The organism is Staphylococcus cornubiensis (genome assembly GCF_900183575.1).
GTDB lineage: Bacteria > Bacillota > Bacilli > Staphylococcales > Staphylococcaceae > Staphylococcus > Staphylococcus cornubiensis.
Map to the genome: position 1 here is coordinate 399928 of NZ_FXUZ01000001.1, position 25981 is coordinate 425908.

The window sequence follows — 25981 nt, forward strand, 5'->3', positions numbered from 1 at the left end:
ATGACTATGTGAATAGGAGGGGAAGTAATGAACGAACGAGAACTACAAACACGGCCTGTTGTCATTCGATATGAATTATTTGAGCATTATCAAGAATTAGGCCTTAACGAAAATGATTTAGTCATTTTAATCAAAATTTTATATGCTTATGAGTCTTCTAACGAGCAGCCTTCTATCGATACGTTAAAAAAGGGGACAACGATGCAATCATCAGAAGTGACCGCTATTATACAAAAACTCATTCAACTTGGTTTATTAGCGATGCGCGTCGAAAAAAATAGTGAGGGCAAATTTACGGAATACATTCATCTCGATGGGTTTTATGAACAGTTCGCTTCTATTTTCAAACAAATCGAACAATCGAATGAAACCTTGTCTGATGAAGAAGCATTTAAATTAGTATTCAAAAAAATCGAGACTGCATTTGGTCGTGCTTTATCACCATTAGAAATTGAGCATTTAAACCAATGGATTGATGTTGACCATTATGCCATTTCTCTCATTGATGCTGCGATTGATGAAGCACTCGCACACCAAAAACCGTCACTTAAATATATCGATCGAATTTTACTCAACTGGCAAAAAAATAATGTCACAACAGTTAAAGAAGCACAACCAATACGGGCAAAATTTAAAAAACAACCTCAGCAACCTTCTCAAAAAGTAGAACACATTCCAAAATTTAATTGGCTGAAAGGAGAGAATCCTTTTGATAAGTAAAAAGAAAGCACTTGAAATGATTGATGTCATTGATCAAATGTTTCCAGATGCACAATGCGAACTCGTGCATCAAAACCCTTTTGAATTAACGATAGCCGTTTTACTCTCAGCTCAATGTACAGATAATACAGTGAACCGAGTAACAAAGGATTTATTTCAAAAGTATCATACGCCTGAGGATTATTTAGCTGTAGACTTAGAAGAGTTACAACAAGATATCCGTTCAATTGGACTCTATCGTAATAAAGCAAAAAATATTCAAAAACTTTCTCAATCATTAATCGATCAATATGATGGGACAGTGCCACATACCCACGAACAACTTGAAAGTTTGGCGGGTGTAGGTCGAAAAACAGCTAACGTCGTCATGAGCGTCGCATTTGATGAACCTGCATTAGCCGTCGATACACATGTCGAACGTGTATCTAAACGTCTAGGGATTTGTCGTTGGAAAGATAGTGTCACAGAGGTAGAGCGTCGACTCACATCTATTATACCGAAAGAACGTTGGACAAAAAGCCATCACCAGCTTATCTTTTTTGGCCGTTATCACTGTTTAGCGAAAAAACCAAAATGCGGTGTCTGTCCATTATTTGATGACTGTCGTGAAGGGCAAAAACGTTATCGTGCTTCGTTGAAAAAGGCGGCTGGTGCCTCATGAGTTATCAAGAAATGATTGATACGATGACACAATTAGAAGCACAACTTGACCTTTATGCCAAAGCGCGCAAAATCGGTCGTGATGCATCTGTCTCACTTTTAGATGATTATTATGAATTGTTAATCAGTTATTTTAATACGATTAACGAGGTGGAAGATTATCGTTTAGTCGATCAAGAGACTTTACGTATTGTACCATTCAACATTGATGAGCGTTTTGCGTATATTGAGACACGAAAGCATCATTATATGGGTTATCAACAAATGAAGACGTTAAAATCAGAATTAGTGAAGATGTTTGCGGCATATCGTGCGCGTCATCGATTAACATAATGTTGCGATGGGGAATTCACACAGGGCTATATCTATATCGTAATGATGAATCAAAATTCAATATTAAATCCAAAAAGACGTATCGATTTTAACATCTTGTATACGTCTTTTTTGTATTTATGATATAGGGACTTTAGATTTTCAAGTTAAAAGATAAAAAAGGAGCCGGGATATTAAGCTTTCCCAGCTCCTTTTTCACGGAAGGATTAACGGCCAAATAAGTTACCGAAAATGCCATTACCACTATTATTGTTGTTATTTCCATTATTGCCTTGTTGTGAATTGCTATTACCATTGTTCAAATTCTGACCGTTGTTGCCATTTCTATTGTTGTTAGAAGTTGAACCACTGTTTGTACCATTACTTGATTCTGTAAAGTTACTTGTTGTGTTGCCATCTGGTGACTTAGCAACGTATAGGCTCTTACCGCTGCCTGCAACAGAGTCAGGTCGTGTAAAGTCTGAACCGTCACGTGGACTAATATCACTCATGACATCTCTAAAGAGTAATTGAGGATATTTCTGTTCGCTACTGCCGACAAATGAGTTTTCACCATACTGTTTCACTTCACTAAAGCCCATCCATACTGACATTGTATATTTAGGTGTAAAACCTGAAATCCAAACGTCTTTCGCAGCTGAGTCAGGTAAATTGTACTGTTGATATGTTTCAGCACCATACGTACCCGTACCCGTTTTAGCAGCCATGTTAACGCCATCGACTTTGTTACCATATGCAGAACCGTAAGCTTCAAATGTACCTTTTAAGATTTGAGTAATCATATAAGCAGTGTAGTCATTCATTGCTTTATGGCTCGTAAAGTCAAATTCAATCGTATTCCCATTTGCTTCTACAACTTTTTTGATTGAATGCGCTTTGTTGTACGTACCACCGTTTGCAAATGATGCATAGGCTGAAGCCAGTTGAGTAGGTGAGAATTCAGAAGATGAACCACCTAATACTTCGGAAGGTCCAATATCTGTATTTTCATATTCTAAACCAACTTTTTTCGCAAAGTCTGTTGGTGCGTTGTTACCCGCTTGAGATTTAACTTGTTGCCATGTTTTCAATGCAGGAATGTTGAAACTTTGACGTAATGCATCATAAATTGACACTGTACCATGACTTTGTTGATCGTAGTTTCTAAATGTCGCACCGTCAATGTTATAAGCTGATTCATCCTGGATAGAATGGTTTGTAGCCCATTGCATATTTTCAATCGCAGGACCATACGCTAAGAATGGTTTTAATGTCGAACCTGTCGGATGTGCGTCAGTCGCTTGGTTACGCTCAACGACATCTCTATAGTTACGACCACCTGAAATCGCAGCTAATGCACCGGTTTTACTGTCCACGATAGTCGAACCAACCATCTGATCGTCATTTTTATAGTAACCACCATTATCAATACGATTTTGTAAACTATTTTGTGCATCTTTATCCATGTAAGTGTAGATTTTAATACCACTGTTAAGCACGTCGGATAAATTTTGTCCTTTAAATTCAGGATTGTTCATCAGCTCTTGTTTAACAAAGTTCACATAAGAATTGTATTGTTCTGAGTCATCATCTGGTTTAATTTGTCTATCTTCAGCTGTACGTTGCACGAGATTTTCAGTAATTGGCGTATCTTGCGCTTCTTTTTTCTCTTTTTCAGAAATGCGGTGGTGATATGCCATTAAGTACAATACCGTATCTTTACGTTTTTCAGCTTCTTCTGGATGGTCATAAATGTTGTATGTGTTTGGTACTTGCGGTAAACCTGCGAGATAAGCAGATTCAGCTAAGTTAAGATCTTTTAAATCTTTATCGAAGTAGTATCTTGCTGCAGCCTTAATACCATATACACCATCAGAATAGTAAATTTTGTTGAGATACATTTGGAAAATTTCATCTTTAGAATATTCCTGTTCTAAACGATAAGATAAATACGCTTCTTGTGCTTTACGTTCAATTGACTTTTGATCAGTTAAAAACGTACGTTTAACGACTTGTTGTGTTAACGTAGAAGCACCTTGTGAACCAAAACCACCCGTAATATTTTTTAACACGGCACCAAATAAACGTTTATAGTCGAGTGCACCGTGATCATAGAAACGGTTGTCTTCAGTTGCAAGTACAGCCTCTTTCATCGTATCTGGAACATCTTTTAAATCCACATGCTCTCGTCTTGCACCATTATCAAGCGTCTTGACCAAGTTATCATCTTTATCATAAATTTTTGCAGGGCTTGGATCCTGGAGTTTAGACTCGTTAAATGCAGGTGCTTTCCAAGCATAATATGCGAAAAGCAATACAGATAAGAGTGCTAAGATGATAAATGCTAATACTATAAAGCTCAACACTTTAATGATCGTACGCTTGATGTTCTTATTCTTTTTTTGAGCGGACTTCTTTTTCGTTTGCTTAGAAGTCCCTTTCTTTTCCGTCATAAGCGGTCCTCACTTTCATCTAATATCAACTTATCAACTGCACTGAGGTAATCTAATCTTGGTTGATACTGATAAGGAATATAGTAACCATTTTCTTGAATTTCTTCAACCTTAATTGATTTTTTTCCATTTTTTAAATAGCGCTCCCAAAACGGAAAAAAACGCTTAAACGGTAAGAGATAAACTTCATTGATTCCTTTAAAACGAAGCAGTAAAAAGACAATACCCCCATGAGCCACCGCCTGTTTCATATGTTCAACTTGATGCGCATGGATGTTTTGTAACGGAAAGGAAGTTTTATTCTTAGTTTCCTTTGCCTCAAAATCAATGTAATAGCCCTTATAAACACCATTATAGTCAGTAGTTGAAGGCGTTCGAAAATAAGCCTCTTTAATTACAGCTTGACTGCGTTTAGGATAATCCACGTGGACAATTTGCACAGGTGTTGGTTTCTTATGAATCACAGCGCGTTCTGTCTTTAAATAATATTGGTTGGAGCTTTCAATATCATTTTCTAATGTCATTCCGCGCCCACCATATTTAATTTTACTCGATTTGTTTGTCCTAGGGCTTCCGTCTTGAGTCCGACTCGGCTTAAAAGGCTTACCATTTGGATAATTCATTTGTCTCACCTACAATCCATGTTTTTTGTCCTATAAACATGATAGGATAGGCGCTTTATAAATCGAAAGGATTCATAAACTGACATTATTGTAACATACATAGTCCTTCAACGTGACCTAAAATCATTTCCTATTAAAATATTTCAACACATTATGATAAAATTAATATAGTTTAATGAAAGGTGTTTTGATTCATGCAAATTGTCATTCAACAGTTGATTCACGATTTAACAGCTATTTACCAACGTTATGAAGAGGCTAGGGCAGGAAGACAATATGATTTCTATAACGAGGTGCAACCTTTTGTCCAGCAGATTGATGCGCATTTACAAGCATTACAACGCTATCATCACACCATTTCACAGCAAAAATATTTCAATGCACAAAAATTACAACGCATGTCCTCCTTATTGGCCGAGTTAGCTGTCGCGTGTCATCAATCAACAACGAGCAAAAAAATATTTTTAGATCGATACAAAGCCGTACAGCATGACTTACATTATTTATCGCAATTGGAGCGTGACACTCATGTTTAAAACGATGTATTTGACGGGTTATAAGTCATACGAACTCCAGATTTTTAATGATAATGCACCAGAAGTGACGTATTTAAAGAAGTTTATGACTCAAAAATTAATTCAATATATAGAGGAAGGTTTGGAATGGGTGTTAATCCAAGGCCAACTGGGTATTGAATTATGGGGTGCGGAATGTGTGATTGCATTGAAAGAAGATTATCCCGAGTTAAAACTAGGCGTGATTACACCATTTTTAGAACATACTTCTAAATGGAATGAACAAAATCAGTTCAAGTATCAACACATCATCGAACATAGCGATTATGTAAACAGTGTGCATCAGCATACATATGAAGGACCATTTCAGTTTCAACAAGCCGATCAATTTATGTTGGACCATACTGATATTACAGTATTAATCTATGATGAAGAACAACCCGCAAGCCCACAATTTTTCAAAAAGAAGTTAGTTGATTTTGTTGAAAAAACAAACTATACTTGTGATATTGTGACGTTTGACGAAATTACGAACTTTATCAATGATTTACAATGGTCAGAAGAAATTTAAATCAAATGAGGTGGAACAGATGTCAGATGTTTCGTTAAAATTATCAGCAAAAGACATTTACGAAAAAGATTTTGAAAAAACAATGGTTCGTGGCTATCGTCCTCAAGAAGTGGATGCTTTTTTAGATGATATTATCGCGGATTATCAAAAAATGTCAGACCTAAATAATGAAGTCATCAAATTATCAGAAGAAAATCACAAACTAAAAAAAGAAATTGAAGATTTACGTATTCGTGTTGCCTCTAGTCGACCACAAGATAATAAGAGTTTCGCAAATCAAAGTTCGAACCAAAATAATAATGTAGATATTTTAAAACGAATTTCTAACCTTGAAAAAGCAGTCTTTGGAAAATAGGGATTGTTTTTTAATTGAAAAATGCTATAATTTTTTGAGGATATTTCGTGTAATCGCTATATGTCATGACATATAGAGGAAAGTCCATGCTCACACAGTCTGAGATGACTGTAGTGTTCGTGCTTGATGAAACAATAAGTCAAGGCAATATTCGATATTGACGGCAACGACCTAACCTAAGTCTTTTGATAAGGTTACAATAGTTTGAAAGTGCCACAGTGACGTAGCTTTGTTAGAAATAATGAAGGTGGAACGCGGTAAACCCCTCGAGTGAGCAATCCAAATTTGGTAGGAGCACTTGTCTAACGGAATTCAACGTATAGACGAGGAAAAGTTCAGCATACTTTTCAGACAGATGATTACAACTGACGTACCAGTGTAGCTAGTGCACGTAACGAGTACATCAGTACAGAACATGGCTTATAGAAATATCTCAGACTAGTCACGTTAGGGCTGGAACAAGACGTTCCAGCCCTTCAATTTGTATTGACATCACATAGAATCAGTCATCGATACTTATAAATAGAAATCAACGTCATTTTATAAACGCAAGGTCAAAAATTTTGTGATTATCTTGATTGATATATTAACTTTTTGATGATAGCTCATTGTAGAAAAGAGACTAAGGTACATCAATGTGTCTGAGTTTAAGAGGTTTAATCCATTTTTAAGCTCCTTTCTTTTAGCTAACACCGATTCACTACCCCTGTGAAGTCTCAATTATGTTAAAGTTGAATAAAGAATTGCAACATTTAAATATGACACATCGATCCAGTGTTTGAATAATATGATACGGTGAATACACCTGTTTGTCATCACAGCTTTTTTGTTTACAAGAACTGCCCGACACTCCCGAGGGATCAGACGCAGCCGAAAATCCAATTCGGCTTCCATCAAATGTACCCTATCATCAAGCCGAATTTAGTTGAGGCAAGTCCCCTGGGAAATGGAGGGCAAGTTCTGTAATCAAGTACTACAGTCAATAACCACTCACATATATAATAAAAAAAGTGCAATAATATGAAAACAATGATGAAAATGAAATACATAAACTGATATTCAAAAGGAGGAATTTTCGTGTATCAACTATTAGCAGTTTGTCCTATGGGGCTCGAATCTATTGTCGCTAAAGAAGTACAAGAACTTGGCTATGACACACGCGTTGAAAATGGACGTATTTATTTTGAAGGGGACGCATCCGCCATCGTTAAAGCCAATTTATGGTTGCGCACTGCTGACCGTGTCAAACTCATCATCGGTCAATTCGAAGCTGTCACTTTTGATTCATTATTCGAACAAACGAAAAGTTTACCATGGGAGCAATATATTCCAGCAGATGGACAATTTCCAGTACAAGGACGTAGTTTAAAATCTAAATTATTTAGCGTCCCAGATGTTCAAGCAATCACTAAAAAAGCGATTGTAGAACGTTTGAAAAATGCCCATCAAGTATCAGGTTGGCTTGATGAATCCGGCGCAAAATATCCTGTCGAAGTCGTTATTTTAAAAGATAAAGTACTATTAACAATTGATACGTCTGGTTCCGGTTTGAATAAACGTGGTTATCGTCTTGCGCAAGGTGAGGCCCCAATTAAAGAGACACTCGCTGCAAGTTTAGTGAAGTTAGCAAATTGGACAGGAGATACACCACTCATCGATCCATTTTGTGGTTCTGGAACAATTGCGATTGAAGCGTGTTTAATTGCTCAAAATATTGCGCCAGGCTTTAACCGTTCATTTATTTCAGAACAATGGGACATCATACCAGAAGGGCTTTACGATCAAAAACGTGCAGAGGCAGATGAACTTGCCGATTACGATAAAGAAATAGAAATTTACGCCTCTGACATTGATCCAGAAATGGTCGAAATTGCAAAACGAAATGCTGATGAAGTCGGTGTCGGCGATATTATCCGCTTCGAAGTGAAAGATGTGAATACCCTTACAATCGAGCATGACGGTCCAATTGGCTTAATTGGTAACCCGCCATATGGTGAACGTATCGGGGATCGCGATGAAGTTGAAGCAATGTACCGTTATTTAGGTAAATTAATGCAAAATCATCCAAATTTATCTCTTTATATTATGACTAGCAACAAAGAGTTTGAATATCTTGTGAATCGCAAGGCTACAAAACGACGCAAATTATTTAATGGCTATATTGAAACGACATATTACCAATATTGGGCAAATCAAAAATCTTAACCCGTGATTAATCTATACGAAAAGAGGGAGTACTTTGTATCAAGATAAAGAATTTAAAAAAGGCATTCTTTTCGCTTTATTGGCTTATGTCATGTGGGGGACATTACCATTATATTGGGCGCTTATTCATGATGTTGATCCCATTGAAACGCTCATGTATCGTATCGTCTTATCGCTCATTTTTATGCTTATCCTTTTACCCATCATAGGGCGATGGCAGCAATTTTCTCAAGATATGGCACAACTGATGGCGAAACCATTTAAACTGTTTATTATTATATTAGCGGGTTATATCGTGACAGTGAATTGGGGAACATTTATTTTTGCGATTGATGCGGGTTTTGTTTTACAGACAAGTTTAGGTTATTATATCAACCCGCTTGTAAGCATATTATTATCCATGATATTTTTTAAAGAACGTTTCAACCGTTTAGAATGGATTGCGATATTGTTTGCGGTACTTGGTGTGCTTTATATGACATTAAAAGTAGGCGAATTTCCATACATTTCGTTAATTTTAGCTTTTTCATTTGGTATTTATGGATTATTGAAAAAGCTTGTGCCTATGCCTGCATTAAGTAGTATTACGATCGAATCCCTTGCAACTGCACCCATGGCTATCATTTATTTAGTTATTGTTGGACAAACTGCACATCTAAGTCTTGGTTGGAATATGTCAACGTTTTGGTTGCTCTTCTCAGGTGCAGTGACGGCATTACCGTTACTTGCTTTTTCGGAAGGTGCCATTCGCATTCCGCTGTCTTTAATGGGCTTTATCCAATATGTCGGACCAACACTCATCTTTTTACTCGGCATTTTTGTGTTTAAAGAACCGTTTAATGTCGATCAATTTATCACATTTTGCTTTATTTGGGTCGGAATAGTGATTTATGTTGTATCTCAAATCATTAAAATTAAAAAACGTCCTCAACCATTAAAATATCAAAATTAATCAGAATATAAAGGTGGCATAGATATAAAAATTTTTGATTGTATTAATTTGATATATTTTAGAATTGCCACGTATCAATTTGGCGAGCCTAATGCGATGAAATAATCAAAACACTGAACGCGCCATTCATCTTAATTGATTTTACATTTCCATATTTTGATTTTCACCCATCTTAGGATAGGGGGAACTTTCAATTGTGTCTCACCCCCTTTTCCTTTCAATCTCCATCTATAAAATCCCCTTATTTTTAATCACTGCAATAGCATTTATGTCAACAAACCCATATAATACATAAATATAGACGTTTAAAACAAGGGGAATCCAATTTCTATGCAAAATCAAGAACAACTGGATGTTTTATATAAACTAAAAAAAGAAGTGGAAAAGTCCGATCATTCCGCTTTCATACATACGATTAACCAAATGATTAAAAAGGTGTATTTGAACCATTACACGATGACTTTTGTTGGCCATTTTTCGGCAGGTAAATCAACAGTCATTAATCGTCTCATCGGTCAAGATATTTTGCCGAGTTCACCTGTCCCAACAACGAGTAATACCGCACTAGTGACCGTTGCTAATGAACCTGGCATTACAGCGAACATCGAAGGTCAAAAATATACACAACTGAACTCTTATGATGACGTTAAACAAATGAACCGTGAAAATTTTCAAGTCGAATCCATCGACATTCGTATTCAAAGTGATGTGTTTCATCGTGGTTTTACGTTCCAAGATACGCCTGGTGTTGATTCCAATGTACAATCACATAGTATGCAAACGGAACAATTTCTGTATACGAGTAATGTTGTTTTCTATACTGTTGATTATAACCATGTTCAATCTGCACTGAACTTTCAATTTATGAAACGATTAAATCGCGCGGGTATTCCTGTCGTTTTCATTATTAACCAAATTGATAAACATGATGATAATGAACTTGATTTCGAAACTTTTCAAGCCCGTGTTGAACAATCTATAACAGAGTGGGACATTACTTTACTCGATACTTTTTATATTACAAAGTTTGACCATCCGTATAACCAATTTGATCAGTTGCACGCCTTTATTATGGAGCAAGATCAACATCGAGAAGCAGTTGAAACTTATGTCGTGCGCATGAAACAATTTATTCATCAGCATCAATTAGATTATTTACAACATGAAATGGATGAAATTTTAGAGCAACTTAACATTGAAGCTGCGCAATTCGATCAAGCTTATCAAACACATCAACAAAATGAATCAATGAGTGAAGAGGCGCAATTATTAAATGATGCCCACGCGTTGAAGCATTATTTAAAAGATAAGCGTCGTTCTATCATAGACAATGCATACATTATGACACATGAGATGCGCGAAACGATTCGCTACTACCTTGAAAGTATGACGAAAGATTTTAAAGCGGGTGGATTGTTTAATAAAAAGAAAAAAACAGAAGAAGAACGTGAAATCCGTCTGAATACATTGATTGCAGATTTACAAAGCAAAGTGAATCACCAAATTATTAAACCGATGCAAGAGGATTTGTCATTTCTGACACGTTTTATTAATGATACGGAAATGAACCAACGTATTTTAAACCAAAAATTGACACTACCTGCATCAATTGTAACCGATCTGTATCAGACACAAATTCAAATTACGAATCAATATGTATTAACCTTTTCAAATGATTTAATGAAAGCCATTAAGCAATATATTTTAAAAGAACAAGAACCACTCGACGATGCAATTATTGAAAATGTGCATGCAGAAGAACATTTAGTTGATGAATCGAACGATAATGCACTGTATTCACGTTATATTGAATTGCGTAACTTAGCCCAATCATTGAAAACAGAAAATTATCGTCATTATTATATTCATATGGAGGATTCACTGGATCGTTTAATTGACCGTACTGAAATTCAATATCAAGTGAAAACAAATGATGAACACGTAATGACTACTGCACAAAAAAAGACCGCAATGGCGAAGGATGTATCGGCAATTGATAATGAACAAATCGACCAAGCATTAACTATCGTTAAAAATATACCGCTATTTAAATCAAGTGTGAAAAATATCGAAGCAACACGTGCAAGAATGCAAGATCAAAAAGTTAAAATCGGTGTTTTTGGAACATTCAGTGCTGGTAAAAGTAGTTTGATTAATGCTTTGCTAGGGGACAGTTATTTGACAAGTTCACCCAACCCTACAACAGCAGCAACAACTGAAATTGCGTATGGTGACACGCATCACATTACGTTTAAAACACCTGAAACGTTACTCCAAGAAATAAATGACGTGTTTGAATTAGAAGGACAACAATTTGACCGTATCGAAACCTTTTTAGAAGCGAATATAGATAAGTTAAAAGGGCGCATCGAAAAAAGTCGACTTGCATTTATTCATGCGATTGAAAAAAATTATGCACTTTATCAATCGTATATTGCGCAAGGTTTAGAGCATCCGATTAAAGCGTCAGAGGTTCAACAGTGGAGTGCTGAAGATGAATATGCGACATTCGTTCAAACGGTGCATTTAAGATTGCCGCTCGATTGGTTGAAAGACAAGATTATTGTTGACTCATTAGGTTTACATTCTAATAACCAGCGTCATACAAATGAAACTGAAAAAATACTGACAACTTCTGATTTAATTTTATATGTGAGTTATTTTAACCACGCATTTACTGATAACGACAAAGCGTTTATCGAACATATGAAGAACATGAATCAACTGAAAGCACATCAAGCTTTCAAAATGGTCATCAATGCGACAGATTTGGCTGAAAATGAGGCAGACAAACAGGCAGTTCATGATTATGTAAAGGATGCGTTATTGCAAGTTCGAATGCAACCCGAAATCTTTGCGGTATCAAGTCGCGCTGCATTAACAGAAGGTGATGTAGGTGTGCAACAGTTAAAAGCACGCATTTCCGATTTTTCAGAAGTAGAATCTAAACATATTTTAGAAGCAAAGATGTATGATCAGTTACGTGATATCCAACAATCTTATGAACAAATGATTGACGATCACACATCTAATGCAGAGCAAATGCAGCACGTTAAAACGCAATTACAACAGATGCGTCAAAAAACAATTTTCAACACACAAAGCTTAAACGCAATTCGACAAAAATTAGTGAATGAAATAGAAGATCAGATGTATCACTTAAATGAGCGTTTAAAAATTCAATTGTTGGATAATGTAAAGGCCATTTATAATACACAGATGACGAATTCAAATCATTTCAATGAAGAAAAACGTCAGTCGACTAAAGATTATTTAAACCAACTGCACCAAAAATTATATTTAGAACAAACATTAATGATTGAACGGATTAAATATTTCTTTAATCAAGCGTTACAACAAGAAATGGCGCCAAAAATCAAATCATTTCATCAGTATCACATTTTATTACCAGATATTGAAACGATTGAAGTTGCGCCTGTAGAAGATTCATTTTTAACGATTTCATTAGATGCGATGGTCAGTGCGCTACCTAAACAATTAACTAAGAAAAACATTTTACAACCACAAGTGCAAAAACAAATACAAGCTGACATTAAAGACGAAACAATCACACTATTACAACCGAGATTAGGCGATTTACGACAGGCGCTTGAAGCAATGCTAATGACATTAATAGCAAAAGCACAACAAGCACTTGAACAAATTGAGTCGCAAGCACAAGAAGAAATCGACACAGTGTTAGCTGTCGAAGTTGATGATGCATTGATTGCACAATTACAAACGGAATCACCAAAATTATTCGCAATACTTAATTCAAAGGACTGAAAACATGAGACACAAACTTTTACTCATTGATGGTATGGCACTGCTATTTCGCCATTTTTATGCAACAAGTGTACACAAAAATTTTATGCGCAATACAAACGGAACACCGACGAATGGAACTCAAGGCTTTGTCAGACATGTCTATAGTGCCATTCGAGAAATTGAACCAACACACGTCGCAGTTTGTTGGGATATGGGAAAGGCAACATTTCGTAATGACATGTTTGACGGCTATAAGCAAAATCGGCCGGAACCTCCTGAAGAACTAATGCCACAATTTGATCATGTACAGCATATTTCTGAATCACTTGGCTTTTTAAATATCGGCGTAGAAAATTATGAAGCTGATGATGTCATTGGTACGTTGACACATGCTTTCTCGGAGTCACCTGACCATGAAGTATATGTCATTACAGGAGACCGTGATTTATTACAATGTGTGAGTGATAATGTTTTTGTTTGGCTCATTAAAAAGGGCTTTACGGAATATAGTAAGTATGACAGAGCACGATTTGAATTAGAATACGATTTACAACCGCCACAGTTGATTGATGTTAAAGCATTCATGGGTGATACAGCGGATGGTTATCCAGGTGTCAAAGGGATTGGTGAGAAAACAGCAATTAAACTGATTCAACAATATGGTTCAGTAGAAGAAGTCATCACAAACATTTCACAATTAACGCCTGCACAACAGAAAAAGATTCAACAAGATATGAACAATTTACGTTTATCCAAACAACTTGCTACTATCGAATTGAATGTGCCATTATCCGTTGAGACATTATTCGAACAAATGGCCCACCATGTTGAATTGAATCACGTGCTTGCCGTATTAGATCAACACGAATTATTTGTTTCTAAACGCTTTGTGCAGAATTTGTAATTCATTATAGTGATGTCATCTCACTGTGAACACCTATAAATTAAATCATCAGTAAAAAAGATAACAACAAAAAATGTCGAAGTGAAATGTACATGCCTTACACATGTCATCCACTTCGACATTTTTCATTTAATATTAAAGCACTACGAACGATGTAAAGCTTGATACAATGCATCTTGCGCTAATTGATTTGCCGCTTTATTTTGCGCTCTCGGAACCCATTTGACAAACGCCAATTCAAAGCGTGCCGCTGACTGTAAATAAGCTGATAAATAAGGCTTAAAACGCGTATTCTTCACAAACTCACGATTCACTGCATCTTCAATTAATTGGGAATCTGTAAAAACTAAGGCATTTTCAACTGTTAACGCTTCGGCTTGTTCTAACGCAAAAAGGAGCGCTTCCCATTCAGCGCTGTGATTATCCATTTCACCGAGCACTTTTGTGAAAGTATGACGCGCATCTTCTGTTACGATAACAACACCACATGCACTGACTCCAGGATTGCCTTTTGTTGCTGCATCAAAATAAATTTTTGCCAAATTCAATACACCACACTTGAATGTTTTTTACATCCTTAAGCTTAACATATCACTCGTTATAGCGTGTCATCTTTAATTTTATTGCGACGATATAGTGATTTCGCCCAATAACCAAATGGAACGTTTAATACGGTAGATAACAGTTTTAATAAATAAGTCGTAATGAAAATTTCGAATACGACGTCGTTAGGTAAACTGCCATAAAAAGCAATCGCTACAAAGAGGGCCGTATCAACAATAGAACTCAATGTTGTACTCCCATAGGCACGAAGGATAAACGTGCGATCTGAACGAAATACTTTTTTAATCAAGTTAAAGACTAAGACATCAATATGTTGCCCGATAATATAAGCGATGATGGATGCAAAGGCAATTCGAGGGACAACATCAAAAATAGCCTTCATTGCGCCTTGTGCCATATCCGCTTCACTCGGTTGAAACGCGAGCGAAATCTGCATAATAATAATCATAATAAACGTAGATGAGAAGCCGAGCCATACTGCTTTTTTCGCAACTTTTCTCCCATAAATATCATTGAGAATGTCTGTTGCAAGATAAATTGACGCGAACATCACATTTCCTAACGTAGCAGAAATCGTAAAGATATCCACTGTTTTGAGCACTTGGATGTTGGCGATAATCGTACCTATCGCAACCCAAGCATACAGACCTGATTTACCAAAAAATCGAAACATCGCAACCATTAAAACAAAAGTAACGATAAACGATCCTAAACCTAACCATTCATTATACAATTGCATAACCTCCTAAATTTTGTTGACGCGGGTGTTTAGAAACCGCTCTTCACAGTAACTTATCCATTATAATCAACAGACTTACGATTTTCAATAGTATTTGAATAACTTTTACGAGCGATGCGTTGTTAGCAATGATGATGAAGTTAAAACGCTTCAATGTCCATTTAAATCATGTTACGATAGTGAATATTGTACGCACTATATTTAAAAGAGGTGACATTCGTGCTAACTGACTCTGAGAAGAAGGCTATTGCTTCAATCGATCAATTGTCTCAACAATATTGTGAACACTGCTTGGTTAAAGCACACCTTCGAAAAACAAAGGGGAGAACACAAGCACATCACTTCTGTATCAATGAATGTTCAATCGGCAAACAAATTCAACAATTAGGCAATGAGCTACAATAATGACTGTAGTAAATTGACGAGGAGGTTTAACATGGAAATTATTAAGGTCGAACCTACACCTAGTCCGAATACCATGAAAATTATTTTATCTGAAAAAAGGCAAGACAATCATTCCAATACTTATACGCAAGTTACAGATGGTCAGCCTCACTTTATCAACGCCATTTTACAAGTAGAAGGTGTGAAATCTGTTTTTTATGTATTAGATTTTATTGCCGTCGATAAAACACCAAAAGCAGACTGGGAAACTGTGTTACCTCTAGTCACGGCGACACTCAATCATGATCACCAAGAAGACGATACACGAAATCCTGAACCAGATACACATTTTGGCGAGGTAAAAGCAGAGGTGCTCAAATTTAAAAATATTCCTTATCAAGTAAAGCTCACAACAGCTCAGGAAGAAAAACGGCAACAATTGAGCGACATTTTTGTCAATGCTATGCTTGAAACTCAAGCGCCTGAGGATAATGTTGTATTTTTACGAAAATGGGAAACGTTGGGAATTCGCTATGGTGATTTGGACGAAGTCATGCAAAGTGTCGTTGAAGAAGTTTATGCACTTTACCCTGAACACGTGCTTCATCAACTTGTAGAAGAGGCGAAAAACACTGACGTTACTGTACCACAAAAACAATATGAGCATGTCACATTAGAAACCTATCAACAAGAACCGGATTGGAAAGCACGTCTTCGTATGTTGAAATCATTTCCAACACCTACGCACGAAGATTATCCACTACTTGATTATGCGTTAAATGAAGATAAAGTGCCATTACGCCGTGAAGCAGTCGTGTTGCTCAGCATGATTGAAGATCAAGCGACTTTGCCGTACCTATTTAAAGGGCTGCACGATAAAAGTCCTGCAGTGAGACGAACAGCTGGTGATAGTTTAAGTGATTTAGGCTTTAAAGAAGCTTTACCTGAAATGGAAAAAGCATTAGATGATCCACAAAAGATTGTTCGATGGCGTGCAGCCATGTTCCTTTTTGACGAAGGAGGACTAGAACAACTTCCAGCTTTGAAAGCACATCAAAATGATCCGGCTTATGAAGTGAAGTTGCAAATTGAAATGGCCATTACACGTATCGAAAACGGGGAAGAAGCACTTGGATCAGTGTGGAAACAGATCGCAAATCGTAATCAATAAATTAATACAAGGGAGCGCTATAATATGAACGCATATGATGCATATATGAAAGAACTCGCTGCTCAAATGAGAGGCGAATTGACACAAAATGGTTTTGAAAGTTTAGAAAGTGAAGATTCAGTAACACAATATATGGACAATGTGAGCGATGAAGATACGACATTCGTTGTTATTAATTCAACATGTGGTTGTGCAGCTGGATTAGCACGTCCTGCAGCTGTGGCCGTTGCTGAACAAAATGAATATAAACCGACGAATAAAGTGACTGTTTTTGCAGGTCAAGATAAAGAAGCCACGGCAAAAATGCGTGAATACATTCAACAAGTGCCTTCTAGTCCATCATTCGCATTATTTAAAGGGGCTGAGCTCGTGCACTTTATGCCACGCGAACACATTGAAGGCCGTGATATTAATGATATAGCAATGGACATCAAAGACGCATTTGACACACATTGCCGCGCATAAAAGAAATCAACTTAACCTTAATTCATTTTACATTTCCATATTTTGATTTTTGCTCATCATAGAGAGTGGGGCTTGGGAAACTCAATTGTGTCCCAAGCCCCTTTTTACGTTTTTAACACAAGAGATGATGATGCGCACACATTATTTTTCTCGATGCTTGAGTCTATCCGATGATGTGAAGATACACGGAAAGGTACTGAATACATTCCGTTTGCTTGGTGATGCTTTTACGTTACTTAAAACGTTGATATTGTTTCCCAAATGACACAAAATCCTCTATTATAGATACTAAGAGAAAGAGGTGAATGTCATGAATCCGTTTGATGCAGCTTATCATGATTTATGTAAAGAAGTGTTAGAAATTGGCAATCAACGTGATGATCGAACAGCTACAGGAACAATTTCAAAATTTGGACATCAGTTGCGTTTTGACCTTTCAAAAGGCTTCCCTTTGTTAACAACGAAAAAAGTCTCTTTTAAACTGGTTGCAACTGAATTGATTTGGTTTATCCGTGGTGATACCAATTTAAGATATTTATTACAATATAATAACAACATTTGGAACGAGTGGGCCTTTGAAAAGTATGTACAAAGTGAAGATTATACAGGTCCGGATATGACTGACTTTGGCCACAGAGCACAAAGTGATGCCACATTTGCTGAAGTTTACCAAGAAGAAATGGCAAAGTTTAAACAACAAATTTTAAACGATGATGCCTTTATGAAAAAACACGGTGATTTAGGTAATGTTTATGGTAAGCAATGGCGTGACTGGGTCGGTGCAGATGGTCAACATTATGATCAATTAAAAACGTTAATCGAACAAATTAAAACGAATCCAAACTCACGTCGTCATATCATCAGCGCTTGGAATCCTGCCGAAATTGAGACGATGGCTTTACCTCCTTGTCATACACTCTTTCAATTTTATGTGCAAGACAATAAGCTCAGTTGTCAACTCTATCAACGTAGCGCTGACATTTTCTTAGGCGTACCGTTTAATATTGCGAGTTATAGCTTATTAACACATTTAATCGCGAAAGAATGTGGTTTAGAAGTAGGTGAGTTCGTACACACATTTGGCGATGCACATATTTACAGCAACCATTTGGACGCTGTTGAAACACAACTTGCACGTTCAAGTTACGCGCCGCCACAATTAAAAATCAATACAGACCGTTCAATTTTTGACATTGAATATGAAGATTTAGAGATTGTAAATTATGAATCCCATCCAGCGATTAAAGCACCAATCGCGGTATAAATAAAAAGGAGTAATCATATGACGCTATCTATTTTAGTCGCACATGATCAACATCGTGGTATTGGTTTTGAAGGCCAGTTGCCATGGTATTTACCCAATGACCTAAAACATGTAAAAAAACTAACAACTGGACATACACTCGTAATGGGACGTGCAACATACGAATCTATTGGCAAACCGCTACCGAACCGTAGAAATGTCGTTATTACACGTAACCCTGATTTCAAACCAGAGGGCGTTGAAGTCATTCACAGTATCGATGGCATTGATGCCATCGACGACGATCACATCTTTATTTTTGGTGGCCAAACTTTATTCGAAAGATTTATTGATCGCGTAGATGATATGTATATCACTGTAATTGAAGACCAATTCCAAGCAGATACATTTTTCCCACCTTACACTTTTGAAGAATGGGAAGTGACATCTGCTATAGAAGGTGTTGTGGATGACAAGAATAAATATCCGCACACTTTCTTGCATCTCACTCGAAAGTAATTATTGGAGGTTAGCATTATGCAACAACGTATTATTGTTACAGATTCTACATCTGACCTAGATCATGCTTTTCTGAAGCAACACAATGTCCATATTGTTCCGTTGAGTGTTACAATTAACGGAGAATCATACGAAGACCAAAAGGACATTACATCTGAGTCATTTTCACAATATTTAGGAGACAACAGCTACGATTTTAAAACGAGCCAACCTCCAATTGGAAGATTTGTAGAAACTTATGAACAACTTGGTGAAACAGGGGCTGAAATCATCAGTATTCATCTTTCATCTGGTTTAAGCGGCACATATCAAACTGCTGTACAAGCGAGTGAAATGGTTGATGCTAAAGTGACAGTCATTGATTCTCAATCTATTTCTTTTGGATTAGGTTATCAGCTTCAAAACTTAATTCGTTGGGTTGAAGAAGGGATTCCAACAGAAGAAATTGTCGAGAAAATTGAAAGCTTACAAAAAAACATTAAGCTTTACGTCATTATCGGCCAATTAGATCAACTCATTAAAGGCGGTCGTATTAGTAAAGCTAAAGGTTTGATAGGGAACTTAATGAAAATCAAGCCAATCGGTGCATTGATTGACGGTAAGTTAGAAATGATTCATAATGCACGTACACAAAATGCTTGTATTAAGTATGTACTCAAAGATTTAAAGCCATTTATCGGTGATGCAACAGTTAAATCGATAGGTATATCACATGCGAAAGCAAAAGATTTCATGGATAAATTTAAAGAAAAATTAGATGAAACTTTTACTGTTCAAAATTTTGACTTTGGACATACTACTCCAGTGATTTCGACGCATACTGGTGCCGGTGCCATTGGTTTAGTTGTGCTTAAAGATTCATCTAATTCATAACAATGGAGGTGTCAGACATGGCTACAGCGACATTAGCAGGAGGATGTTTTTGGTGTCTCGTTAAACCTTTTGATACTTTTGACGGTGTTGAAAGTGTTACATCAGGTTATAGCGGTGGGACAGTAGAAAATCCAACTTATGAACAAGTTTGTACGAATACAACAGGCCATGTAGAGGCTGTACAAATTGAATATGATGACAATATTATCAGTTATGATGATATTTTAGATATATATTTTAAAACGTTTGATCCGACAGATAAAAACGGTCAATTTTTCGATAGAGGTGACAGTTACAGACCTGTTATTTTCTATCACAACGAAGCGCAACAACAAGCCGCGCTCAAGAAAATTGATGCATTAAATCAAGCTCAAATTTTTAGCGATCCCGTTGTTACACCTGTTGAAGCGTATCGCAATTTTTACCCAGCAGAAGAAGCGCATCAAAATTATTACAAAAAACACCCGATACATTATGCGCAATATCAACGCGGTTCAGGTCGTAAAGCATTTATTAAAAAACATTGGGGGGATCAAGCATGATTAAAAAAGACAAAAAAGATTTAACAGACTTAGAGTATCTCGTAACCCAACAAGATGGAACAGAGCCACCATTTCAAAATGAATATTGGAATCACTTTGAAAAGGGTGTATATGTCGACAAACTTTCAGGCAAACCTTTATTTACATCAGATGACAAATTTGAATCTGACTGTGGTTGGCCAAGTTTTTCAAAAGCTATCGATGACCAAGAAATCATCGAATTAGTCGATAAATCATTTGGAATGCTTAGAACAGAAGTCCGTTCTGAAGGCAGTAATAGTCATTTAGGACACGTTTTCAATGACGGACCGAAAGAACGTGGTGGCTTACGCTATTGTATCAACTCTGCTGCCATCCAATTCATACCGTATGAAAAGCTCGAATCGTTAGGCTATGGTGATTTAGTCAAGCTGTTCGACCAATAAAGGAGCGAGTTTTATGTTTAAGAAATTATTTGGTAAAAGTGAAGAAGCAAAGAAGGATGTTAAAGTTTATGCACCGATGAGTGGAGAATATGTCAACATTGAAGACATTCCAGATCCAGTCTTTGCGCAAAAAATGATGGGTGACGGTTTTGGTATTCGTCCAACTGATGGTAAAGTAGTCTCTCCAATCAATGGTGTAGTCGATAACGTTTTCCCAACCAAACATGCCATTGGTTTAAAAGCTGACAATGGTTTAGAGGTCCTTGTTCATATCGGTTTAGACACTGTGCAACTCAATGGTGAAGGTTTTGAAACATTGGTTAATAGCGGGGATACAGTTAAAGTCGGCGATGAACTAGTTACATTCGACGTTGATTATATTAACCAACACGCGAAATCTATCGTATCACCTGTCATTATTACAAATACTGATCAGACAGAAGCAATTGATATTCAACAAGCAACGCAACTGATTAAAGGCGAAACACAAGTCATTGATGTGACAATGAAATAATGAAAGATGTCTCATTCTATCAATTCGCATTAACTGTTCGTGGTCGTAAGGATGATTCAGGACAACTTGCAGAGCAAATATTCCAAGATTTATCTTTTCCAAAGTACGATAAAGATTTCGATGCGTTGTCTGATTACATTGAAACAGAAGGTAATTACACATTACCGATGTCTGTTTTTGATGACTTGTATGAAGAATATCAGGAATGGCTTCAATTTTAAGTGATTGCTGAAAGTTTTTACATGCATAAATTTTTGAGGGTGCTGGCAGAAGATGTCTCACCCTTTTTCTTTATGGATTATCGTTAATACATCCATTGTATATCCCACGATACCATCACGCATATTTGGATTAAACTAGAAGGGCGGAAAAGGGATTGAAGGATTCACCAAATCAAAGAAAAACACGTAAATATGTCTCATTAAAAACTTTTATCTTGGGTATCATCATTACTGTATTGATTACTGGCCTCGTTGCTTTCGGTATCAATTATTATTTACATCATACTGTCAAAGACCAAAAAGTGAATGAGAATGCTGAAAAATTAAGTGAAGTTTATGAAATACTCGCTTCTGATTTTTATCAAAAGCAAGATAAAGATAAATTGTTAGACGAGGCCATTCATGGTATGACAAAAAGCTTGAAAGATCCATATACGGAATACTTATCAAAAGAAGAAACAGCATCTTTTCATGAAGATGTCTCAGGCGATTTCGTCGGTATCGGTGCCGAACTACAACAAAAAGGAAAACAGATTATCATCACGAGCCCAATGCAAGATTCACCTGCTGAAAAAGCGGGATTAAAACCTCGCGATGAACTGATTGCAATCGACGGCAAATCAGTGAAAGGTCAAGCCCTTGATGCCATTATTCCAAAAGTTCGTGGTAAGAAAGGCACTGACGTGAAATTAACTGTGAAACGTAACGGAGAAGAAAAAGAGTTAACTGTCACACGGGATAAAATTCATGTCAAAAGTGTAAAGTATGAAAAACACGGTAACATCGGTGTGTTTAAAATCAACAAATTCCAAGAAGGCACTGCCGGAGAATTAAAGTCAGCGATTCAGCAAGCACAAAAATCCGGTATCAAAAATATCGTACTGGATTTACGTAATAACCCAGGTGGCCTTCTCGATGAAGCAGTGAAAATGGCAAATATTTTCCTTGATAAAGATGAGACAGTCGTGAAGTTAGAAAAAGGCGATCAAAAAGAATCGATTAAAACGACGAATGATCCTTTAGAAGGTGTGAAAGATTTAAAAGTATCCATTTTACTTAATGAAGGTTCTGCGAGTGCTTCTGAAGTATTTTCTGGCGCATTGCACGATCATAAAGTGGCTCAAATATATGGTGAAAAGTCATTCGGTAAAGGCATTGTACAAACGACGCGTGAATTTGAAGACGGTTCACTCTTAAAATTCACTGAAATGAAATGGCTCACACCAAATGACCATTACATTCACGGTAAAGGCATTCAACCTGACGTGCTTGTAAAAGGCGCAGATTACGAAAACATCACGATGATTCCTTCTAAAGCAACTTATGAAGAAGGACAACAAGATGAACATATTAAATCGATTAAAATCGGTCTAAAAGCACTCGGATATGACGTCGGTACCATCGATGAACATTATGACGTACAATTAACTACTGCAGTGAAGAAATTCCAACAAAAAAATGATTTAACTGCAAATGGCATGTTTAACAAGGACACAAATCGTGTATTTACAGAAAGACTTGTCGAAAAAGCATCGTCAGAAGATCCGATGTTAGAAAAAACATTGAAAAAAGTAGAGGAGTGATTGCCTTGTTAAGAAAAGCAACATTACAAGATCTCGATACGATTGAACAATTGACTGAAGAGGCAAAAGCGCTCATGGTAAAAGATGATAATCCACAATGGGACCATCGTTATCCATTGAAAGCACATTTTAAAACAGATATTGAATCAGGGAGTCTCTTTGTCTATGATGAAGATGATATCATTCAAGGATTTATCGTGATTGATCAGCAAGCGCCGGATTGGTACGATACACTTGAATGGCCAGTTGATAAGTCGAATGCATACGTCATTCACCGGCTTGTCGCTTCACCACAATATCGCGGAACGGCTCAAGCGTTGATGACCTTTGCGATCGCATTAGCAAAAGAACATGATATCGATATTGTATTAACGGATACTTTTTCACAAAATGAACGTGCGCAACGTTTATTTGATAAATATGGGTTCATTAAAATTGGTGAAATGACGAGTACAGAATTTCCTTTTGATAAAGGCAAACCATTTTACGCATACTATAAAAAATTAACAGAATAGAGGGTTATTATGGTAAAAATTGCATTTACAGGTGGCGGTACAGTCGGGCATGTGTCCGTTAATTTAAGCTTGATTCCTGCTGCACTTGAAAAGGGACATGAGGCGTTTTATATTGGTTCAAAGAAGGGGATCGAACGTGAAATGATTACATCCCAACTACCTGAAACGACTTACTATCCAATCTCAAGTGGTAAATTACGTCGTTACTTATCTTTTGAAAATTTAAAAGATGTCTTTAAAGTAGTCAAAGGTATTGGAGATGCACGTAAAGTATTAAAACGCGAAAAACCTGACATCGTATTTTCAAAAGGGGGCTTCGTATCTGTCCCTGTTATACTTGCAGCGAAGTCACTCAACATCCCAACTATCGTTCATGAGTCTGACTTAACACCAGGACTTGCGAACAAAATTGCGATTAAATTTGCGAAACGGTTGTATACCACTTTTGAAGATACGTTGAAATATGTTCCTCGCGAAAAATCAGATTTTGTCGGTGCTACAATTCGCGAAGATTTAAAACACTGCGATCGTCAAAAAGGGTACGCCCTGACAGGCTTTACACCTGATAAAAAGACGTTACTTGTCATGGGTGGCAGTATGGGGAGCTTGAAAATTAACGAAACGATTCGCCGCCATTTAAATGAATTACTTCAAAATTACCAGGTGATTCATCTTACAGGCAAGGGGCTTGTCGCTTCAAATATCCAACAAGAAGGCTATGTGCAATATGAGTTTGTTAAGGAAGAATTGACAGATTTATTAGCGATTACCGATACTGTCGTGTCAAGAGCAGGCGCAAATGCAATATATGAGTTTTTAACGCTACGTCTTCCGATGTTACTCATTCCACTTGGGCTCGATCAATCTCGTGGTGACCAAATTGACAATGCGAAATACTTTGAAAAACAAGGGTATGCTACGATGTTAGACGAATCGGAATTATCGAGTGACACATTATTGCCCGCATTAGCAGAACTCGAAAAAAATAGACATCAATATATTCAAAATATGGAAAGTTTTACGGAAAGCTACACGCGTCATGATTTACTCGAAAAAATCATTCAAGACGCACTTCAATAGGAGGTTGACGCATGACACATTGGAAAAAGATTTCTTTGTTAATCGTTTTCACATTAATATTTTCAATGATTGCGATGTTTCATGAATCGCGTCTCGGTAAGTGGATTGATAATGAAGTATATAATTTAATTTATGCGTCAGAGAGCTTTATTTCAACTGCTATCTTTTTTGGAGCGACCCAAATTGGTGAAGTATGGGCTATGATTGCATTATCGCTTGTTATGGTCGCCTTGTTAATGTTGTATCGCTACAAAATTGAAGCACTATTCTTTGCATTAACGATGTTGCTATCAGGTGTGTCGAATCCTATTTTGAAAAATATTTTTGACCGAGAACGTCCAACCTTATTACGCTTAATTGACATTTCAGGCTTTAGCTTTCCAAGTGGTCATGCGATGGGTTCAACAGCCTTTTTCGGTAGTGTGATTTACGTTGCACATCGCATCCTTAAAGGTAAAGCAAAAGGAGCCGCTATGACATTAAGTGTATTGATGATTGTGCTTATCTCAAGCTCACGTGTCTATCTGGGCGTGCATTACCCAACAGATATTATGGCCGGTATTGTAGGAGGCCTTTTCTGCATCGTTTTAACACAACTTATTTTGCGACACCAATTAGAGCAATCTAAAGTTTAATTTAAACAAGGAGAACTGTCTTTCATTAAAGTGAGCAGTTCTCCTTTTAATTTTAGTAGTGAAATTGTGTTCCTATACGTATCCTTATCTATTTTATTAAATCAATTGAATATCAGCTTTAAAAACAAAGTTAACAAGGTTTTTCATAACAATGGTTGATATGATCATACAATTTTGTTCATTTGCATTATCTTAGTAACGAGCAGTCGCGCACTGTCGCTAAAAAATACCTTATGACAATACGGTTCATTTTTAAAATGATAAACTGTGGCCTGTTTCATTTATTTCAATCGCACACAATAAAAGCCGCCGCATAAACTGCGACGGCTTTTATTTAACGTTTAATATCAACGAATTTTATACGGGCATATAAAAGGGGATATTATTGAAAATGACTCAATCATAAGAACGAATTGTAGTGGGGGGTCGTTGGGATTGATAATCATTTTCAATTACATTATAACGCATTG

28 protein-coding genes and 1 other RNA gene are annotated in these 25981 nt (G+C 36.7%); 25 read left to right on the forward strand and 4 right to left on the reverse strand.

Annotated elements, in window-relative coordinates; genetic code table 11:
- The first annotated feature begins 27 nt into the window (after window positions 1–27).
- The 3 genes from CCE82_RS02075 to CCE82_RS02085 are packed head-to-tail and all read left to right on the forward strand — an operon-like array spanning window position 28 to window position 1713.
- On the forward strand, window positions 28–720 hold the full coding sequence (locus CCE82_RS02075) for a DnaD domain-containing protein (protein ID WP_086427774.1): 693 nt from the start codon (window positions 28–30) through the stop codon (window positions 718–720).
- Window positions 710–1381: an endonuclease III gene (gene nth / locus CCE82_RS02080; RefSeq protein ID WP_086427775.1), complete on the forward strand. Its 672-nt coding sequence runs from the start codon at window positions 710–712 to the stop codon at window positions 1379–1381. Before CCE82_RS02075 ends, nth begins: the two co-directional genes overlap by 11 nt.
- Entirely contained in the window at window positions 1378–1713 is a 336-nt protein-coding gene (locus CCE82_RS02085) for a YpoC family protein (protein WP_086427776.1), read from the forward strand. The genes nth and CCE82_RS02085 overlap by 4 nt, the downstream gene beginning before the upstream one ends.
- Window positions 1714–1919: 206 nt before the next feature.
- Here the strand turns inward: CCE82_RS02085 and CCE82_RS02090 are convergent, their stop codons facing one another.
- Both CCE82_RS02090 and recU read right to left on the reverse strand, forming a co-directional pair.
- On the reverse strand, window positions 1920–4145 hold the full coding sequence (locus tag CCE82_RS02090) for a transglycosylase domain-containing protein (RefSeq protein ID WP_086427777.1): 2226 nt from the start codon (window positions 4143–4145) through the stop codon (window positions 1920–1922).
- Window positions 4142–4768 (reverse strand): Holliday junction resolvase RecU, encoded by a 627-nt coding sequence (gene recU / locus CCE82_RS02095; protein ID WP_086427778.1) that lies wholly within the window; start codon window positions 4766–4768, stop codon window positions 4142–4144. Before recU ends, CCE82_RS02090 begins: the two co-directional genes overlap by 4 nt.
- A 194-nt stretch (window positions 4769–4962) precedes the next feature.
- Here recU and CCE82_RS02100 point away from each other — a divergent pair, with 194 nt between their 5' ends.
- The 8 genes from CCE82_RS02100 (at window position 4963) to CCE82_RS02135 (ending at window position 14038) form a co-directional block, all read left to right on the forward strand.
- Window positions 4963–5304, forward strand: coding sequence for a DUF1798 family protein (locus CCE82_RS02100; RefSeq protein WP_086427779.1), 342 nt, complete (start codon window positions 4963–4965; stop codon window positions 5302–5304).
- Window positions 5297–5854 carry an SLOG family protein gene (locus CCE82_RS02105; RefSeq protein ID WP_086427780.1) on the forward strand — a complete coding sequence of 186 codons (558 nt, stop codon included), beginning with the start codon at window positions 5297–5299 and terminating at the stop codon, window positions 5852–5854. The genes CCE82_RS02100 and CCE82_RS02105 overlap by 8 nt, the downstream gene beginning before the upstream one ends.
- 19 nt (window positions 5855–5873) lie before the next feature.
- Complete coding sequence (gpsB, locus tag CCE82_RS02110) at window positions 5874–6209, forward strand: cell division regulator GpsB (RefSeq protein ID WP_014613910.1); 336 nt, start codon at window positions 5874–5876, stop codon at window positions 6207–6209.
- 41 nt (window positions 6210–6250) lie between these two features.
- Window positions 6251–6637, forward strand: an RNA gene (gene rnpB, locus CCE82_RS02115) — RNase P RNA component class B.
- 649 nt (window positions 6638–7286) lie between these two features.
- The gene (locus CCE82_RS02120; protein ID WP_086427781.1) at window positions 7287–8414 is read left to right on the forward strand and encodes a THUMP domain-containing class I SAM-dependent RNA methyltransferase; all 1128 of its coding nucleotides are present in this window, start codon (window positions 7287–7289) and stop codon (window positions 8412–8414) included.
- Between the two features lie 34 nt (window positions 8415–8448).
- Window positions 8449–9366: an EamA family transporter RarD gene (gene rarD, locus CCE82_RS02125; RefSeq protein ID WP_086427782.1), complete on the forward strand. Its 918-nt coding sequence runs from the start codon at window positions 8449–8451 to the stop codon at window positions 9364–9366.
- Between the two features lie 330 nt (window positions 9367–9696).
- Complete coding sequence (locus tag CCE82_RS02130) at window positions 9697–13152, forward strand: dynamin family protein (protein WP_086427783.1); 3456 nt, start codon at window positions 9697–9699, stop codon at window positions 13150–13152.
- Between the two features lie 4 nt (window positions 13153–13156).
- The gene (locus CCE82_RS02135; RefSeq protein WP_086427784.1) at window positions 13157–14038 is read left to right on the forward strand and encodes a 5'-3' exonuclease; all 882 of its coding nucleotides are present in this window, start codon (window positions 13157–13159) and stop codon (window positions 14036–14038) included.
- 143 nt (window positions 14039–14181) lie between these two features.
- Here the strand turns inward: CCE82_RS02135 and CCE82_RS02140 are convergent, their stop codons facing one another.
- Window positions 14182–14580 carry a ribonuclease HI family protein gene (locus tag CCE82_RS02140; protein ID WP_086427785.1) on the reverse strand — a complete coding sequence of 133 codons (399 nt, stop codon included), beginning with the start codon at window positions 14578–14580 and terminating at the stop codon, window positions 14182–14184.
- A 56-nt stretch (window positions 14581–14636) separates the two neighbouring features.
- Window positions 14637–15335, reverse strand: coding sequence for a queuosine precursor transporter (locus CCE82_RS02145; protein WP_086427786.1), 699 nt, complete (start codon window positions 15333–15335; stop codon window positions 14637–14639).
- A gap of 225 nt (window positions 15336–15560) precedes the next feature.
- On the opposite strand from CCE82_RS02145, the gene CCE82_RS02150 reads away from it, so the two are divergent.
- The 14 genes from CCE82_RS02150 to CCE82_RS02215 all read left to right on the forward strand — a co-directional run bounded on the left by CCE82_RS02150 (window position 15561) and on the right by CCE82_RS02215 (window position 25511).
- Window positions 15561–15746 carry a zinc-finger domain-containing protein gene (locus tag CCE82_RS02150; protein WP_086427787.1) on the forward strand — a complete coding sequence of 62 codons (186 nt, stop codon included), beginning with the start codon at window positions 15561–15563 and terminating at the stop codon, window positions 15744–15746.
- A 31-nt stretch (window positions 15747–15777) separates the two neighbouring features.
- Window positions 15778–16896: a conserved virulence factor C family protein gene (locus CCE82_RS02155; RefSeq protein WP_086427788.1), complete on the forward strand. Its 1119-nt coding sequence runs from the start codon at window positions 15778–15780 to the stop codon at window positions 16894–16896.
- A gap of 24 nt (window positions 16897–16920) precedes the next feature.
- On the forward strand, window positions 16921–17361 hold the full coding sequence (gene brxA, locus CCE82_RS02160; RefSeq protein WP_086427789.1) for a bacilliredoxin BrxA: 441 nt from the start codon (window positions 16921–16923) through the stop codon (window positions 17359–17361).
- A gap of 310 nt (window positions 17362–17671) precedes the next feature.
- Window positions 17672–18625, forward strand: coding sequence for a thymidylate synthase (locus CCE82_RS02165; RefSeq protein WP_086427790.1), 954 nt, complete (start codon window positions 17672–17674; stop codon window positions 18623–18625).
- Between the two features lie 18 nt (window positions 18626–18643).
- Window positions 18644–19123: a dihydrofolate reductase gene (locus tag CCE82_RS02170; protein ID WP_086427791.1), complete on the forward strand. Its 480-nt coding sequence runs from the start codon at window positions 18644–18646 to the stop codon at window positions 19121–19123.
- An 18-nt stretch (window positions 19124–19141) separates the two neighbouring features.
- Window positions 19142–19996: a DegV family protein gene (locus CCE82_RS02175; RefSeq protein ID WP_086427792.1), complete on the forward strand. Its 855-nt coding sequence runs from the start codon at window positions 19142–19144 to the stop codon at window positions 19994–19996.
- A gap of 17 nt (window positions 19997–20013) precedes the next feature.
- Window positions 20014–20538, forward strand: a complete 525-nt coding sequence (gene msrA, locus CCE82_RS02180) for a peptide-methionine (S)-S-oxide reductase MsrA (protein ID WP_086427793.1) — start codon at window positions 20014–20016, stop codon at window positions 20536–20538.
- Window positions 20535–20963 (forward strand): peptide-methionine (R)-S-oxide reductase MsrB, encoded by a 429-nt coding sequence (msrB, locus tag CCE82_RS02185; protein WP_086427794.1) that lies wholly within the window; start codon window positions 20535–20537, stop codon window positions 20961–20963. Before msrA ends, msrB begins: the two co-directional genes overlap by 4 nt.
- Window positions 20964–20976: 13 nt before the next feature.
- Window positions 20977–21477: a PTS sugar transporter subunit IIA gene (locus CCE82_RS02190; RefSeq protein WP_086427795.1), complete on the forward strand. Its 501-nt coding sequence runs from the start codon at window positions 20977–20979 to the stop codon at window positions 21475–21477.
- A complete protein-coding gene (locus tag CCE82_RS02195) occupies window positions 21477–21698 on the forward strand; it encodes a YozE family protein (protein ID WP_086427796.1) in 222 nt (73 codons plus the stop codon). Before CCE82_RS02190 ends, CCE82_RS02195 begins: the two co-directional genes overlap by 1 nt.
- 155 nt (window positions 21699–21853) lie before the next feature.
- Complete coding sequence (locus CCE82_RS02200; RefSeq protein WP_086427797.1) at window positions 21854–23281, forward strand: S41 family peptidase; 1428 nt, start codon at window positions 21854–21856, stop codon at window positions 23279–23281.
- A 5-nt stretch (window positions 23282–23286) separates the two neighbouring features.
- Window positions 23287–23796, forward strand: coding sequence for a GNAT family N-acetyltransferase (locus CCE82_RS02205; protein WP_086427798.1), 510 nt, complete (start codon window positions 23287–23289; stop codon window positions 23794–23796).
- Between the two features lie 9 nt (window positions 23797–23805).
- Entirely contained in the window at window positions 23806–24876 is a 1071-nt protein-coding gene (locus tag CCE82_RS02210) for an undecaprenyldiphospho-muramoylpentapeptide beta-N-acetylglucosaminyltransferase (protein WP_086427799.1), read from the forward strand.
- Window positions 24877–24887: 11 nt separating this feature from the next.
- The gene (locus tag CCE82_RS02215) at window positions 24888–25511 is read left to right on the forward strand and encodes a phosphatase PAP2 family protein (protein WP_086427800.1); all 624 of its coding nucleotides are present in this window, start codon (window positions 24888–24890) and stop codon (window positions 25509–25511) included.
- Window positions 25512–25981: the final 470 nt, after the last annotated feature.

Bases quoted from the DNA above. Each gene is read 5' to 3' on its own strand.
- CCE82_RS02075 (WP_086427774.1), top strand. From the start codon at position 28: ATGAACGAACGAGAACTACAAACACGGCCTGTTGTCATTCGATATGAA.
- CCE82_RS02085 (WP_086427776.1), top strand. From the start codon at position 1,378: ATGAGTTATCAAGAAATGATTGATACGATGACACAATTAGAAGCACAA.
- CCE82_RS02090 (WP_086427777.1), bottom strand. From the start codon at position 4,145: ATGACGGAAAAGAAAGGGACTTCTAAGCAAACGAAAAAGAAGTCCGCT.
- recU (WP_086427778.1), bottom strand. From the start codon at position 4,768: ATGAATTATCCAAATGGTAAGCCTTTTAAGCCGAGTCGGACTCAAGAC.
- CCE82_RS02100 (WP_086427779.1), top strand. From the start codon at position 4,963: ATGCAAATTGTCATTCAACAGTTGATTCACGATTTAACAGCTATTTAC.
- CCE82_RS02105 (WP_086427780.1), top strand. From the start codon at position 5,297: ATGTTTAAAACGATGTATTTGACGGGTTATAAGTCATACGAACTCCAG.
- gpsB (WP_014613910.1), top strand. From the start codon at position 5,874: ATGTCAGATGTTTCGTTAAAATTATCAGCAAAAGACATTTACGAAAAA.
- CCE82_RS02130 (WP_086427783.1), top strand. From the start codon at position 9,697: ATGCAAAATCAAGAACAACTGGATGTTTTATATAAACTAAAAAAAGAA.
- CCE82_RS02135 (WP_086427784.1), top strand. From the start codon at position 13,157: ATGAGACACAAACTTTTACTCATTGATGGTATGGCACTGCTATTTCGC.
- CCE82_RS02155 (WP_086427788.1), top strand. From the start codon at position 15,778: ATGGAAATTATTAAGGTCGAACCTACACCTAGTCCGAATACCATGAAA.
- brxA (WP_086427789.1), top strand. From the start codon at position 16,921: ATGAACGCATATGATGCATATATGAAAGAACTCGCTGCTCAAATGAGA.
- CCE82_RS02165 (WP_086427790.1), top strand. From the start codon at position 17,672: ATGAATCCGTTTGATGCAGCTTATCATGATTTATGTAAAGAAGTGTTA.
- CCE82_RS02170 (WP_086427791.1), top strand. From the start codon at position 18,644: ATGACGCTATCTATTTTAGTCGCACATGATCAACATCGTGGTATTGGT.
- CCE82_RS02175 (WP_086427792.1), top strand. From the start codon at position 19,142: ATGCAACAACGTATTATTGTTACAGATTCTACATCTGACCTAGATCAT.
- msrA (WP_086427793.1), top strand. From the start codon at position 20,014: ATGGCTACAGCGACATTAGCAGGAGGATGTTTTTGGTGTCTCGTTAAA.
- msrB (WP_086427794.1), top strand. From the start codon at position 20,535: ATGATTAAAAAAGACAAAAAAGATTTAACAGACTTAGAGTATCTCGTA.
- CCE82_RS02190 (WP_086427795.1), top strand. From the start codon at position 20,977: ATGTTTAAGAAATTATTTGGTAAAAGTGAAGAAGCAAAGAAGGATGTT.
- CCE82_RS02195 (WP_086427796.1), top strand. From the start codon at position 21,477: ATGAAAGATGTCTCATTCTATCAATTCGCATTAACTGTTCGTGGTCGT.
- CCE82_RS02210 (WP_086427799.1), top strand. From the start codon at position 23,806: ATGGTAAAAATTGCATTTACAGGTGGCGGTACAGTCGGGCATGTGTCC.
- CCE82_RS02215 (WP_086427800.1), top strand. From the start codon at position 24,888: ATGACACATTGGAAAAAGATTTCTTTGTTAATCGTTTTCACATTAATA.